The sequence below is a fragment of the Mixta sp. Marseille-Q2659 genome (assembly GCF_940807255.1).
GTDB lineage: Bacteria > Pseudomonadota > Gammaproteobacteria > Enterobacterales > Enterobacteriaceae > Mixta.
The window spans coordinates 236,987-250,423 of the sequence record NZ_CALNWY010000001.1 but is presented as its reverse complement, the minus strand read 5'-3'; the positions used below and the strand labels follow the sequence as shown (position 1 = coordinate 250,423).

The following is a 13,437-nucleotide window of genomic DNA, read 5'->3' as shown; positions in this document are numbered from 1 at the left end:
CTTTAAGTTTGATGTGGGCGCGCACGGGCGCAATCTCACTAACATGCGGTTAAGCAGCCCGAAAATCAATGGGGACGCACAGCGCTTTCGCGATACTGATCTGCTTTGACGGGTTTGCTATGATCCGCAGCCTGTTGATTTCTGAGGTTTAAGGAAGAAAACATTATGTGGTATTTACTGGCGGCAGCGCTGCTGTCGCTGCTCTTTTTCCGACCGGCGGCGAAACCGTTATTACTGGTCGCTCTCGCGCTGGCGCTCTGGCAACAGACGCTATTGTGGCCCGGTTTATTACTGTTAGCCGTGCTGGCGCTGGCGGCGCTGATGCGCAGCCATTACGCGCATCATGCTCGCCTGATGCCGCTGCTGGAAGCGGTGCTGGTTGCTGGCGCCGTGGCGTTAACGCTGCACCTCGCGCCCGGCTTTCATAACCTGCCAATTGTAATCAAAGAGCAGGCAGGCCCGCTCAGCGCGCCGTTTACCTTCTACTACAACCTGGATAAAGCGCTGGTGCCTTTCATCTTGCTGGCCTGCCTGCCGACGCTGGTGCAGGCGCCCGCTTCGCCGCCGCGCTCAAAACTGGCCTGGCCTGCATTAATCGCCGCGATTCCGGCGCTGTTGCTGCTGGCAACGCTGGCGGGCGGGCTGCGCATCGAGCCGCACGCACCCGCCTGGCTGGGCGAGTTTATGCTGGCGAACCTGTTTTTCGTTTCGCTGGCGGAAGAAGCGCTGTTTCGCGCCTGGCTTCAGCAGCGGCTGAGCCAGTGGCTGGGACGCTGGCCTGGCCTTGCGATCGCCGCCCTGCTTTTCGGCCTGGCGCACTTCGCGGGCGGCCCGCTGCTGATCTTCTTCGCTACGCTGGCCGGACTGGTTTACGGTCTCGCCTGGCAATGGAGCGGACGGCTGTGGGTTGCCACGCTAATCCATTTCGCCTTTAACCTGACGCATCTGCTGCTATTCACTTATCCGGTGCTGCAACGCTAATCGGGTATTTTCAGCGGCGTCCAGCTATACTAGCGACAGTTTCCGCCGGGGCGTTCCTGCCCCGGCCTCATTTCATCAGGCATCACCGGATACATTGTTTATATGCTTAGTTACCGTCACAGTTTTCACGCTGGCAACCATGCGGATGTGCTGAAGCACACCGTACAAAGCCTGATCATCACCGCGCTAAAAGAGAAAGAAAAACCCTTTCTTTACCTGGATACGCATGCTGGCGCAGGCCGTTATTTGCTGAGCGGCGAACATGCGGAGCGTACCGGTGAATATCTGGAAGGGATCGCCCGCGTCTGGCAGCAGGACGATCTGCCGGCAGAGCTGGCGCCCTATATCAGCTGCGTTAAGGCACTGAATCACGGCCCGAATCTGCGCTATTATCCAGGCTCGCCGCTGATCGCCCGTCACCTGCTGCGTGAAGACGATAAGCTGGAGCTGACGGAGCTGCATTCCAGCGATTTTCCGCTGTTGCGCAGCGAGTTTCAGAAAGACAGCCGTGCCCGCCTGGCGCGCGCCGACGGTTATCAACAGCTAAAAGCAAAACTGCCGCCGCCTTCGCGTCGTGGTCTGATTCTGATCGATCCGCCTTATGAGATGAAAAGCGATTATCAGGCGGTGGTAAAAGGCATTCAGGAAGGTTATCGCCGTTTCGGAACCGGTGTGTTCGCGCTCTGGTATCCGGTGGTGCTGCGCCAGCAGATTAAGCGCATGATTAACGATCTGGAAGCCACCGGCATCCGCCGTATTCTGCAAATCGAGCTGTCAGTACTGCCCGACAGCGATCGTTTCGGCATGACCGGATCCGGCATGATCGTCATTAACCCGCCGTGGAAACTGGAACAGCAGATGCGCGACCTGCTGCCCTGGCTGCACCGCGTGCTGGTGCCGGCTGGCACCGGCCACACCAGCGTCAACTGGATCGTACCGGAATAAGCTAACGGGCAAAGCTGCCCGTTTTTAAATATCAAAGGTAGCGAAATCCCGCGCCAGCTCGGTGGCAGGAAATATCGCCTGACACTCAGCCAGCAGGCGCGGCATATCCTCAAAGCGATAACGCGAACTAAAGTGCGTGGCGATTAAGCGTTTCGCGCGTGCCGCTTTAGCTACGGTGGCCGCCTGCACAGTCGTGGAATGGCCGCGACCGTTGGCCTTCTCCTCCATCGCCGCCTCCAGCGTAGTTTCATGCACCATCACATCCACCTCTGCCGCCAGCGCCAGCGCCGTCGGCGTTGGCGCGGTATCGCCAAAAATCGCCAGCTTTTTCCCCGGTGTGGCCGGGCCAAGATAGTCGCTGCCGTTAATCACCCGCCCATCTTCCAGCGTGACGGTTGCGCCCTGCTTCAACTGCTGAAACCACGGGCCACGCGGTACGTTCTCCGCCTTAAGGCGTGCTGCATCAAGAAAGCCGGGTTTATCATGCTCTTCAATGCGATAGCCGAAGCACGGCAAAACGTGATTTAACGGATACGCGGTCACGCTGATTTTGCCATCGTCGAACACCTCGCCCGCCTCGATTTCAATAATCTCCAGCGGATAGGTCACAAAGGAGCCGCTCAGGCTCAGCGTCGTCTCGACAAACGTTTTCAGTCCCGTTGGGCCGTAGATCGTCAACGGCTCGCTGATGCCGCCCATTGAGCGGCTGGTCAGCAGCCCTGGCAGGCCGAAAATATGATCGCCGTGCAGATGGGTAATAAAGATTTTTTCCAGCTTGCCGGGCTTCAGCGCGCTGCGCATAAACTGATGCTGCGTAGCCTCGCCGCAGTCAAAAAGCCAGTAGTTGCCCCGCCGGGAGAGCGTCAGCGCAATGGCGCTGACATTACGTTGCAGGCTTGGCGTTCCGGCGCAGGTACCGAGAAAAGTCAGTTGCATAGCATTACTCTTGTTTAAGTTAAATCGCCTTTCGGCTGCTCAGCCGGGCCGCTGTTGTTGAAACGCCGCGCTCTGGCTTCTGCCAGTATACTTAATGGATACGCGCCGTCAGTCCGGTTACAGCGACTGGCCGCCTTTTCCGATGAAAGCTGGCCGAAACAGAGTAGAGGAAACGCCCGATGAAATCGCCCTGGCAACTGCTGTCCGCGCCCAACAGCGCGCCGATAAAGATGTGGACTCACGGCGTACCGGTTGAGCCGGAAGCACAACACCAGCTGCTGAATACCGCTAAAATGCCCTTTATTTTTAAACATCTGGCGGTGATGCCGGATGTGCATTTAGGCAAAGGATCCACCATCGGCAGCGTGATCCCAACGCGCGGCGCGATTATTCCGGCGTCGGTCGGCGTTGATATCGGCTGTGGCATGATCGCGGTGCGCACATCGCTGACGGCCCGCGATCTGCCGGATAACCTGCACAACATCCGCAGCGCCATTGAACGCGCGGTGCCGCACGGACGCACCAGCAACCGCTCCGGCAATGACAAGGGTGCCTGGCAGCGAGCGTCGGATAAGGTAAAGCAGCACTGGGCCACGCTGCAATCGGGCTTCAAACGGATTACCGATAAATATCCGGCGCTGTTGAAAACCAACAACTATGCCCATCTTGGCACGCTCGGCACCGGCAACCATTTTATCGAGCTGTGCCTTGATGAAGCGGATCGCGTTTGGGTGATGTTGCACAGCGGATCGCGCGGTGTCGGCAACGCCATCGGTACGCTATTTATCAACCTGGCGCAGCAGGATATGCGCCAGCATATCGCGAATCTGCCGGATCGCGATCTGGCCTATTTTGAAGAAGGCAGCCGCCACTTTAACGACTATATGGAGGCGGTCGGCTGGGCACAGGATTATGCGCGCCATAATCGCGAAATCATGATGCAGCATGTGCTGGCGGCGCTGTCGCAGGAGATCAGCAAGCCCTTCAGCGCTACAGCGGAGGCGGTTAACTGCCATCATAACTATGTTCAGCGCGAGCGCCACTTTGGCGAGCAGGTACTGGTCACACGCAAAGGCGCGGTCTCGGCGCAGCGCGGCGAAATGGGGATCATTCCCGGCTCGATGGGCGCGAAAAGTTTTATCGTACGTGGACTGGGTAATGAAGAGAGCTTCTGCTCCTGCAGTCACGGCGCAGGCCGTACCATGAGCCGCGCCGCCGCGAAAAAACGCTTTACCGTCGCCGATCAAAAGCGCGCCACGGCGCACGTAGAGTGCCGCAAAGACAGCGATGTGATCGATGAGATTCCGATGGCTTATAAAGACATTGATGCGGTGATGGCGGCGCAGTCGTCGCTGGTGGAAATTGTGCATACGCTGCGCCAGGTGGTCTGCGTAAAAGGCTAACGGGCAGCATCAGTATGAGATGAGGCCGGGCGCGGCACGCTTAACAACCACAGACGGCATCTCAATCGGCCAAAAAGACGGCTCCTGTTACAATCATAGGCGCAAACTTTGCGGGAAATCTCCGAGTAACGGTACACTTACGCCAGTTTTCTTTTCTTACTTTTGGAGTTCGCTCAATGACCCGACATTATGATTATCTCGCTATTGGCGGCGGCAGCGGCGGTATCGCATCCATCAACCGTGCGGCGATGTACGGCCAGAAATGCGCCCTGATCGAAGCGAAAGAGCTGGGCGGCACCTGCGTTAACGTCGGCTGCGTGCCGAAAAAAGTGATGTGGCATGCTGCTCAGGTTGCTGAAGCGATCCATAATTACGGCCCCGATTATGGTTTTGACACCACCGTTAACCAGTTCAGCTGGCAGACCATGGTGAAAAACCGCACCGCCTATATCGATCGTATTCATACCTCTTACGAAACCGTACTGGGCAAAAACAATGTTGACGTGATCAAAGGCTTTGCCCGCTTTGTTGATGCCCATACCGTGGAAGTTAACGGCGAGAAAATCACCGCCGATCATATTCTGATCGCCACCGGCGGACGTCCGGTACATCCGGGCATTCCGGGCGCCGAATATGGTATCGACTCCGACGGCTTTTTTGCGCTGGACGCGCTGCCGAAACGTACGGCGGTTGTCGGCGCGGGTTACATTGCAGTGGAAATCGCTGGCGTGCTGAATGCGCTGGGATCGGAAACCCATCTGTTCGTGCGTAAAGATGCCCCGCTGCGCCAGTTCGATCCGTTACTGAGCGAAACGCTGGTTGAAGTGATGAATGCCGAAGGCCCGACGCTGCACACGCAGTCCGTGCCGAAAGCGGTGGTGAAAAACAGCGACGGCAGCCTGACGCTGCAGCTGGAAAATGGCAAAGAGCAGACCGTTGACTGCCTGATCTGGGCGATTGGTCGCGAACCGGCGACGGACAACCTGAACCTGGGCGTAACCGGCGTAGCGCTGACTGAGAAAGGCTACATTCAGGTTGATAAGTTCCAGAACACCAGCGTGGCCGGTATCTACGCCGTGGGCGACAACACCGGCGCGGTTGAGCTGACGCCGGTCGCAGTGGCCGCAGGCCGTCGCCTCTCCGAACGCCTGTTTAACAACAAGCCGGAAGAACATCTGGACTACAGCAATATTCCGACCGTGGTCTTCAGCCATCCGCCAATCGGCACCGTTGGCCTGAGCGAGCCGCAGGCGCGCGCGCAGTACGGCGACGACGCGGTGAAAGTTTATAAGTCGTCTTTTACCGCGATGTATACCGCCGTGACGCAGCATCGCCAGCCGTGCCGTATGAAGCTGGTCTGCGTTGGCAAAGAGGAAAAAATCGTCGGTATTCACGGTATCGGCTTCGGCATGGATGAGATGCTGCAAGGCTTTGCGGTAGCGCTGAAAATGGGCGCCACCAAGAAGGACTTTGATAATACCGTGGCGATTCACCCAACCGCAGCGGAAGAGTTCGTCACTATGAGATGATAATATCGCCTGGCGATATTATCTCTGGATTTTCTGGAAACATATTAGCTGGCTGAATATATATTTATTCAGCCAGCTTTTTTATATCTGCCAGAAATTCATCTCAGGAAATAACCCTGATTTTTTTAGGTTATTAACTATTTCTTGCGCCCGGTTTCGGATTTCTCTCATCCAGGCAAACACTTAAGTTAATCACGCAGGTAATTATCCCTGCCGTATTACCTGTTAATTTCTATCGATAATTAAATCATTATCGCCCCACGGCAATACAGGTTAATAATTAATTAAATTATACCCATAAGGTTAAAATAATAAATTAAAAGTTAAAACTTAAGTCAAATTTCCGCACCACTTATCAAACTCAATATAACTCACCTTTAAATAATGCATTTAAAATAAATTATCCTTTTTCACAATTGGTTGATTAAATGCTTTTATCTTCTCCTGGGTATTGCATATTATTTTTCAATGATTAATATCTGCCTGTAATTATTTATACGCCCCCATCAACGCCCAGTAAATATTCGACAGTTGTTAACTATGACTCATGCATAAACAACAATGAGCGAATAACGCATTCTATATTTTTAGACGGAACTACATCACTTTAGCAGGGAGAGAAACTGGCGGTAGCGGTGCGTCCGTTTTTTTTAGGCCTGTTGCCTGAACCGTTACAGAAACAAACTGAAAAAGAGAGTAGCAATGAAAACACCATTCCGTATGATGGCTTTAGTTTTATCCGTCATGGCTTCTAATGCGGCCATCTCAGGCCCCTCAGGCGTTACCGTAAACCCTGGCTCTGAAGCCGGTACGCAAGGCACCGGCGGACACGTCAATTTTACCGGTTCCATCACCGATACCTCTTGTAACATCGATACCAACAGCGCCAATCAGGAAGTCGATCTGGGTAAATGGGCAAGCAGCTACTTTAACGGGCCGGGCACAGAAACCACCAAAACACCGTTCCATATCAAAGTGAAAGATTGCCCCGACTCCGTTAAAAGCGTTGCGGTACTCTTTGATGGCAACCATGACGCCACCGATCAAGGGCTGTTGGCAATCAACTCCGGTGAAGGCGCGGCTAGCGGCGTAGCTATTCAGTTACTGGAAAGCGATCAAACCACACCAATTGAAGTCGGCGAGATAACCCGGCAGTATCCGGTCGATCGGGGTCATGATGATGAGACCGGCAGCGCCGATCTGACCTTCTACGCGAATTATAAAGCGACTACCGACAGCGTCGGTGTCGGCGAAGCGAATGCCGTTGCCAACTTCAATATGATTTACAACTAAGTCATAAAAGAGCAGGGATTTCCCTGCTCCTTTTCCCAACGTTATTTCCCTACCTGATGGTTGCTGCTTATGAAACATTTCATTACTGGCATTGCTATTGCATTTTTAATGTTATCAACCTCGGTCCAGGCTGGCGTTATTGTGGGTGGAACCCGCGTCATTTATCAGGAAGGGAAGCGCGAAGCCTCGATTTCAGTTACCAATGAAGATTCCCATACGCCCTATCTTATTCAGTCGTGGGTAGAGAATTATTCAAAAGCCGATAAAAGCCGGGTGCCATTTATTGTTACGCCGCCGCTGTTTCGTCTCGATGCCGGTCAGAAAAATATTCTGCGCATTAATTTTATCGGCGCGGCATTGCCTAAAGATCGTGAATCGGTTTTTTGGCTAAATGTGAAAAGTATTGCGCCAACGCGTAAAGAAGAAACAAATAAATTACAAATTAATATCAAATCTCAATTTAAAATTTTCTATCGGCCCAGTGGGCTGGTGGGTGATCCTGACGATGCCTGGAAGAAATTGAAATTTCGCGTTGTCGGCAATCAGTTAATCGCGCAAAACCCAACGCCCTATTACGTCTCCTTTTTCTCCATCAGCGTGGCCGGTAAAGAGATTCACGAACCGGGCATGATCGACCCAGGGGAAACCAAATCGTGGCCGGTTACCACGGCAGGCACCATTAAATGGCGCGCTATTAACGATCTTGGCGGCGTCACTGATTACGCCCAGCAGTAAACCTTTCCAGTGACGCGATCGTGAAAAAAATAACTCCAGCACGCGCGCGGGCGAGAACGCTTTGTCTGCTTCCGTCGGGCACCGCCGTATGGCTGGCGACCATTCCCACGGCGCTTTTTCTGCTGTGCCACAGTTCGCTGTCGCTGGCTGACGACTATTTCGATCCGGCGGCGCTGGAGTTCGCCAATCCACAGCAAAAAACGGTCAACCTGAGTTATTTCTCCAAAGCGGGCGGCCAGCTGCCGGGCACCTATCCGGTTAGCATCATCGTGAACAACCAGCCGGTTGCGCAGGAAACGATCGCTTTCGTTGACGATCGCGGTACGCTGCAACCGCAATTGACCGTCGCACAGCTTGCGCAATATGGCGTTAACGTCAGCGCCTTTTCTTCCCTGAGCAAACTGCGCGAAGGTGAGAAGATCACCCGCATTGGTCGCTATATTCCCGATGCCAGCACGCAATTTAATTTTCAGGAACAGCGGTTATATTTGAGCATTCCGCAGGCGGCGATGAATGTAAAAAGCCGTGGCTACGTCGATCCGTCGCTCTGGGATGACGGCATTCCAGCCGCCTTCGTCAATTACAGCCTTAGCGGATCGCAATCTCGCGGCGAAGAAGGAGAAACCCACTCTAACTATCTGAATTTACGTAGTGGGATTAACCTGGTAGGCTGGCGTTTACGTAACGTTTCGTCCATGACCTATAACCAAAACAGTCGCTGGCAGTCGCAAACCACCTGGCTACAGCATGATGTGAAACCCTTGCAAAGCGTGCTGCAAATTGGCGACATCTATACCAGTGGCGATATTTTCGACAGCATCCAGTTTCGCGGCATCCAGCTGAAATCGGAAGAGGAGATGCTGCCAGACAGTATGCGGGGCTTTGCGCCGGTGATACGCGGCATGGCGCACAGCAATGCCAAAGTGACCGTTTCGCAGCACGGCTATGTCATCTATGAAACCTACGTTGCGCCGGGGCCGTTTGTCTTAAGAGATCTCTATCCTACCGCGCAAAGCGGCGATCTTGAGGTGAAAGTTAAAGAGAGTAACGGCAACGTACGTATCTTTACCCAGCCCTACTCCGCCGTTCCTTTTATGCTGCGCGAAGGGCGCAGCAAGTTCAGCATCAGTGCGGGGCGCTATCGTTCAGGCGTCCAACAGACGCGCACGCCGCAGTTTGTGCAGGCAACGCTGCTTTATGGCCTGCCCCGCGCCTTTACGTTTTCTGGCGGCCTGCAGCTGGCGGAAAATTATCAATCCGGCGCGGCAGGTATTGGACGCGGTTTTGGCGAATTAGGAGCGCTTGGCATCGATGCGACGCTGTCAAAAACCACCACGCCTTCCCATAAGCGTTACAGCGGGCACGCACTGCGGGTCAAGTACCAAAAGGATTTTAACCAGACGGGCACCACCTTCAGCCTGGCCAGCTATCGCTACTCCTCCAGCGGCTATTACGACTTCAGCGAAGCCAACGCGCTGGAGAGTCATTATGGCCTGATACAGAACAAACGTAGCCGTGAGGAGTTGTCGGTTTCACAAACGCTGGGCGATGCCGCCAGCCTCGCCGTCTCATACTATTCGCAGGAATACTGGCATGCCGGCGGGCGCGACGAAACGGCGCATTTCGGTCTCTATAGCGGCTGGAAAGGGATCAGTTGGGGCGTAGGCTACTACTTAACCAAATCTTCAACGCGAAATAATATGGATCGCTCCATTTCGTTCAATATCTCCATTCCGCTGAGCCGCTGGCTGCCGGATCATTCCGTCAGCTACAGCACGGTCTCTGACAGTAACGGTTATACCTCCCAACAGGTTTCGCTCTACGGATCGGTTCTGGATAGCCATAACCTCTATTACAGCTTTCAGCAGGGTTATGATAATAAAGGGCAAGGTGCCAACAGCGGCGTCTCGCTGGATTATCACGGCGGCTACGGCACGGCGCAGCTCGGCTACCGCCAGGATAAAATCAACAACCAAATCACCTGGGGCGCTTCAGGTTCGGTGGTGGCGCATCCGCACGGCGTCACGCTGGGCCAGTCCACCGGCGACACCTTCGCTATTGTCCGCGCGCCGGGCGCTGCGAATGTAACCGTGCAGAACGGCAGCAATGTCCACACCGACTGGCGCGGTTATGCCGTCGTTCCCAACCTGACCGCCTATCGTAAAAACTTTATCAATCTTGATACGGAAACGATGAGCAACGATACAGATATTGATCTGGAGGCAGAAGCCGTCATTCCCGGCGGCGGTGCGGTGGTGGAAGCCGATTATCAAACGCATATCGGTAATCGGGTGCTGTTCACCCTGCGTAATCACGAAGGGCCGTTACCTTTCGGCGCCAGCGTGCGCCTTATTGGTCAGGATCAGAATGGCGCCACCTCCAGCGCCATGGTGGCCGATGAGGGCCAGGCCTATTTGAGCGGCGTCCCACAACAGGGCGCACTCGAAGCCAGCTGGGACAGCGACAATATTTCGCGGAAATGCGTGGTGCATTTCCATATTCCCGCTAATCAACAGCAGAACCCGGTAAAAATCATCGACGGGATCTGCCAGTAAATTAAGAGATCTGTATGCGTAACGTTTTGCACGCGGTATATGTTTTGCTTTTAATTCTGACGGGATGCTGGTGCCAAAGCAGCTGGGCGGAAACCTGCAATGCCAGCACGGCACAAATGACCATCAACATAAATAACATTACCTATCTGCCCACGCTGCCAGTGAATACCCAAATGACCAATCAGATGCCGGATAACGGCAGCGGGATCCGCTTTAACTGCGATTTGCAGCCGCCAAAAACGGCCCGGAAACGCATTGTTTATCAACAGCGCGACAAATCAGGCGGCGGCATCAGTATTAATGGCCATCATGTGTTCGCCACAAAAATTGACGGGATCGGCTATTCGCTCGGCTTCCAGTGCGCGGGCGGCGCTGTTCGCTACATTAACGGCAACAACGCCCCTGACGGCAGCGAATCCGTAACGGTATGCGATAGCGAGGAGATCCCTGATCTGCTGACTGAAAAGGAAATTATCGTAAAGCCTTACATCACGTTTTATAAAACCGGCCAGGTCTCGCTGATCAGCAACAACCACGCCTACGCAGGACCGCAGCCGCAAGTCGGTATGCTCTATATCGATACAGGCAGCGGAAACAAATCGTCTGTGATGCTCGATCTGGCCGCGTTGAACGTCAATATTGGCGCCAGCGGCAGCTGTCAGGTGACTAAATCGGACATTAACGTCAATTTGGGAACCGTCAGCCGTTCTGAATTCAGAGGCAAATCCCTGACCGCAGGCAACATGCAGACATTTGATATACCGGTTACCTGTTCTGCCGCAACGGATGTCAGGATTGGCTTTTTCGGCGTTGCCGCCGATACCGGCAGCGGCGATACGCTGGCGTTAACCCAGGAGGCCAATGCGGCCAGCGGCGTAGGCGTGAAGCTGAGCTACGGCGACAACGGCTCGGCGGCGGCCCCCGCCGGAAAAGAGGTAAAAATTAACGAGGTCAGTGATTTGCCCGTGCTGAAGCAAATCACGGCGAACAACACCGACCACGTCGAAAATATCAAATTTCAGGCGCAGTACGTGCAGACGGAAGATCGCGTCTCGGCCGGTACGGCCAACAGTATGGCCACCTTTGTGCTGGTTTATAACTAAGCTGGTTGCGCTTCAGGTTAAGGGATAACGGCATCGTTTACTGGCTCAGACTGGTGCCGTGCGAAAATTTCAGGTACGGCGCCAGCCTTCAAATAAGAACGGGCTATACGCGATGACCCGGATTGTCGTCCGCCAGCGCATTGGCGGCGCAAACCAGCGACAGATGACTCAACCCCTGCGGCATATTGCCCAGCCAGCTTTGCGTGCGGGTATCGAACATCTCATTAAAGATCTCCACATTGCCGCGCTGGCACAGCTGCTCCAGAATCTCATCCATTATCCGCAGCGCCGCCTCGCGCTCGCCCAGCTCCGCCAGCGCCTCCACCAGCCAGAATGAACAGGCGACAAAGGTCGCTTCCTCTTGCTCGATGTTTGAATAGCGGTACAGCATCACGCCGCCGTGGCCCAGCTCCTCGCGTATCTGCGTCAGCGTTGACAGCATCCGCTGCGGGTTGACCTTGCTGCCGTAATAGTGCGTCAGCGCTACCGCCGCATCCAGGCGATCGGTACCGGCATAAAAGGTATAGGCCTGACGCTGTTCCGACCAGCAGTGCGTTTCGATCCAGTCGCGGATGCGATCCCGCTCACGCTCCCAGCGCTTCATCCAGGTCGGTTCGATATGGCTATCCTGCGCCAGCGCCACCGCCTGATCGAGCGCCAGCCAGCAGGCCATTTTGGAATGGGTATAGTGCTGTTCTTCCGGCAGTTCCCAGATACCGGAATCCTTTTGCCGCCAGCTATCAGCACAGTGATTGGCAAGCTTGCCCAACAGACGCGATGTCGAAAGATCCAGAACATGTCCAGCCTCGATAAACAACCGCGCCGTCGCCAGCATATCGCCATACATGCTGAGCTGAACCTGTTCACGCGCGTTATTGCCGACGCGCACCGGCTGCGTTCCCTGATAGCCCGCCAGCGGCGGATAACGCTCTTCCGGCACCTGGCCGCCTTCCAGCGTATAGCAGGCGCGCAGCCCGCTATCGTGCTGTCGGATAGTGTGCGACAGCCAGGAAAACGCCGCTTTGCAATCCTCCATTGAGCCCAGGTAAACAAAGGCTTTAATGATTAAGCAGGCGTCGCGGATCCAGGCGTAGCGGTAGTCGTAGTTTTTATCGTTGCCGAGCTTCTCCGGCAGCGAAGTGGTGGCGGCGGCGGCCAGCGCGCCGGTCGGCGAATACCAGAGAAACTTCAGCGCCAGCGCCGATCGCCGCACGTGGCTGTCGTAAGGCCCGTTCCAGCTTAGCCCATCCGCCCAGTCGCGCCATGCGGTATGACTGGTTTCAATGCGCTCATCAATCTTTTCCGGCGGCGGGATCGCCAGCGGCTCGCGTTCAGTGGTCACCAGCGCCACCAGCGTGCGCGAGCCCGGCGTGGCGGTAAAGGTCGCGGTAAAGCGTTCATCTTCGCATTCGTTAATCTGCACATCGTCGGTCAGGCGCAGCATCGCCATCAGCTCGCCCACGTGATAAACCGGATGGCCGTTAATCTGTTTCTGCCAGGGTGAACGGGTTTCCGCCCGCGTACCCGGCTGGAAAACCACCTGCATCTTCACTTCGCCGCTGACGCCTTCCACACGCCGCGCCAGCTCATTCCACGGCAATCGTCCGGCCAGCGTACTGTTCAGCGATTCCGTGATCAGCACTTCGCCTGCTTCGGTTTGATAACGCGTCTCCAGCACATTGCTGTTTTCACGATAGCTGCGCTGCATCCGCCATTCACCGGCGGGCACGACCTGAAAAAAGCCGCCCGTGTCGGCATCAAGCAGGCGATCGAACAGCGGCGGCGAATCGAGATTGGGCGCGCACCACCAGTCGATGGCGCCGTCAGGCGCAATCAACGCTACCGATCGGCCTTCACCTATCGCGGCATAGTCGCCCAGTCCGGCGTAACCTTGCTGACGAGCGGGCGATTGATACGTCATATTTTCCACAGACGATGTTTCCTTATCTGAATGGCG

10 protein-coding genes are annotated in these 13,437 nt (G+C 55.1%); 8 read left to right on the top strand and 2 right to left on the bottom strand.

What is annotated here, in order from left to right; genetic code table 11:
- Nucleotides 1-165: 165 nt before the first annotated feature.
- Complete coding sequence (locus P3C52_RS01170; RefSeq protein ID WP_275553401.1) at nt 166-981, top strand: CPBP family intramembrane glutamic endopeptidase; 816 nt, start codon at nt 166-168, stop codon at nt 979-981.
- A gap of 102 nt (nt 982-1,083) precedes the next feature.
- Nucleotides 1,084-1,926: a 23S rRNA (adenine(2030)-N(6))-methyltransferase RlmJ gene (locus P3C52_RS01165; RefSeq protein WP_275553400.1), complete on the top strand. Its 843-nt coding sequence runs from the start codon at nt 1,084-1,086 to the stop codon at nt 1,924-1,926.
- A 24-nt stretch (nt 1,927-1,950) separates the two neighbouring features.
- Here the strand turns inward: P3C52_RS01165 and rnz are convergent, their stop codons facing one another.
- A complete protein-coding gene (gene rnz / locus P3C52_RS01160; protein ID WP_275553399.1) occupies nt 1,951-2,862 on the bottom strand; it encodes a ribonuclease Z in 912 nt (303 codons plus the stop codon).
- Nucleotides 2,863-3,041: 179 nt separating this feature from the next.
- Between rnz and P3C52_RS01155 the strand changes: the two genes are divergently transcribed.
- From P3C52_RS01155 to P3C52_RS01130, 6 genes are all read left to right on the top strand, one after another.
- Nucleotides 3,042-4,265 (top strand): RtcB family protein, encoded by a 1,224-nt coding sequence (locus P3C52_RS01155; protein ID WP_275553398.1) that lies wholly within the window; start codon nt 3,042-3,044, stop codon nt 4,263-4,265.
- 176 nt (nt 4,266-4,441) lie between these two features.
- Nucleotides 4,442-5,794: a glutathione-disulfide reductase gene (gorA, locus tag P3C52_RS01150; protein ID WP_275553397.1), complete on the top strand. Its 1,353-nt coding sequence runs from the start codon at nt 4,442-4,444 to the stop codon at nt 5,792-5,794.
- Between the two features lie 702 nt (nt 5,795-6,496).
- Entirely contained in the window at nt 6,497-7,087 is a 591-nt protein-coding gene (locus P3C52_RS01145; RefSeq protein WP_275553396.1) for a fimbrial protein, read from the top strand.
- A 69-nt stretch (nt 7,088-7,156) separates the two neighbouring features.
- The gene (locus P3C52_RS01140) at nt 7,157-7,822 is read left to right on the top strand and encodes a molecular chaperone (RefSeq protein ID WP_275553395.1); all 666 of its coding nucleotides are present in this window, start codon (nt 7,157-7,159) and stop codon (nt 7,820-7,822) included.
- A 20-nt stretch (nt 7,823-7,842) separates the two neighbouring features.
- A complete protein-coding gene (locus P3C52_RS01135) occupies nt 7,843-10,377 on the top strand; it encodes a fimbria/pilus outer membrane usher protein (RefSeq protein WP_275553394.1) in 2,535 nt (844 codons plus the stop codon).
- Nucleotides 10,378-10,493: 116 nt separating this feature from the next.
- On the top strand, nt 10,494-11,480 hold the full coding sequence (locus P3C52_RS01130) for a fimbrial protein (protein WP_275553393.1): 987 nt from the start codon (nt 10,494-10,496) through the stop codon (nt 11,478-11,480).
- Nucleotides 11,481-11,583: 103 nt separating this feature from the next.
- Here P3C52_RS01130 and P3C52_RS01125 read toward each other — a convergent pair whose 3' ends face one another.
- Entirely contained in the window at nt 11,584-13,410 is a 1,827-nt protein-coding gene (locus tag P3C52_RS01125; RefSeq protein WP_275553392.1) for a glycoside hydrolase family 15 protein, read from the bottom strand.
- Nucleotides 13,411-13,437: the final 27 nt, after the last annotated feature.

Excerpts from the sequence above, each read along its gene's own strand:
- P3C52_RS01170 (WP_275553401.1), top strand. The coding sequence starts at position 166 with ATGTGGTATTTACTGGCGGCAGCGCTGCTGTCGCTGCTCTTTTTCCGA.
- P3C52_RS01165 (WP_275553400.1), top strand. The coding sequence starts at position 1,084 with ATGCTTAGTTACCGTCACAGTTTTCACGCTGGCAACCATGCGGATGTG.
- rnz (WP_275553399.1), bottom strand. The coding sequence starts at position 2,862 with ATGCAACTGACTTTTCTCGGTACCTGCGCCGGAACGCCAAGCCTGCAA.
- P3C52_RS01155 (WP_275553398.1), top strand. The coding sequence starts at position 3,042 with ATGAAATCGCCCTGGCAACTGCTGTCCGCGCCCAACAGCGCGCCGATA.
- gorA (WP_275553397.1), top strand. The coding sequence starts at position 4,442 with ATGACCCGACATTATGATTATCTCGCTATTGGCGGCGGCAGCGGCGGT.
- P3C52_RS01145 (WP_275553396.1), top strand. The coding sequence starts at position 6,497 with ATGAAAACACCATTCCGTATGATGGCTTTAGTTTTATCCGTCATGGCT.
- P3C52_RS01140 (WP_275553395.1), top strand. The coding sequence starts at position 7,157 with ATGAAACATTTCATTACTGGCATTGCTATTGCATTTTTAATGTTATCA.
- P3C52_RS01130 (WP_275553393.1), top strand. The coding sequence starts at position 10,494 with ATGACCATCAACATAAATAACATTACCTATCTGCCCACGCTGCCAGTG.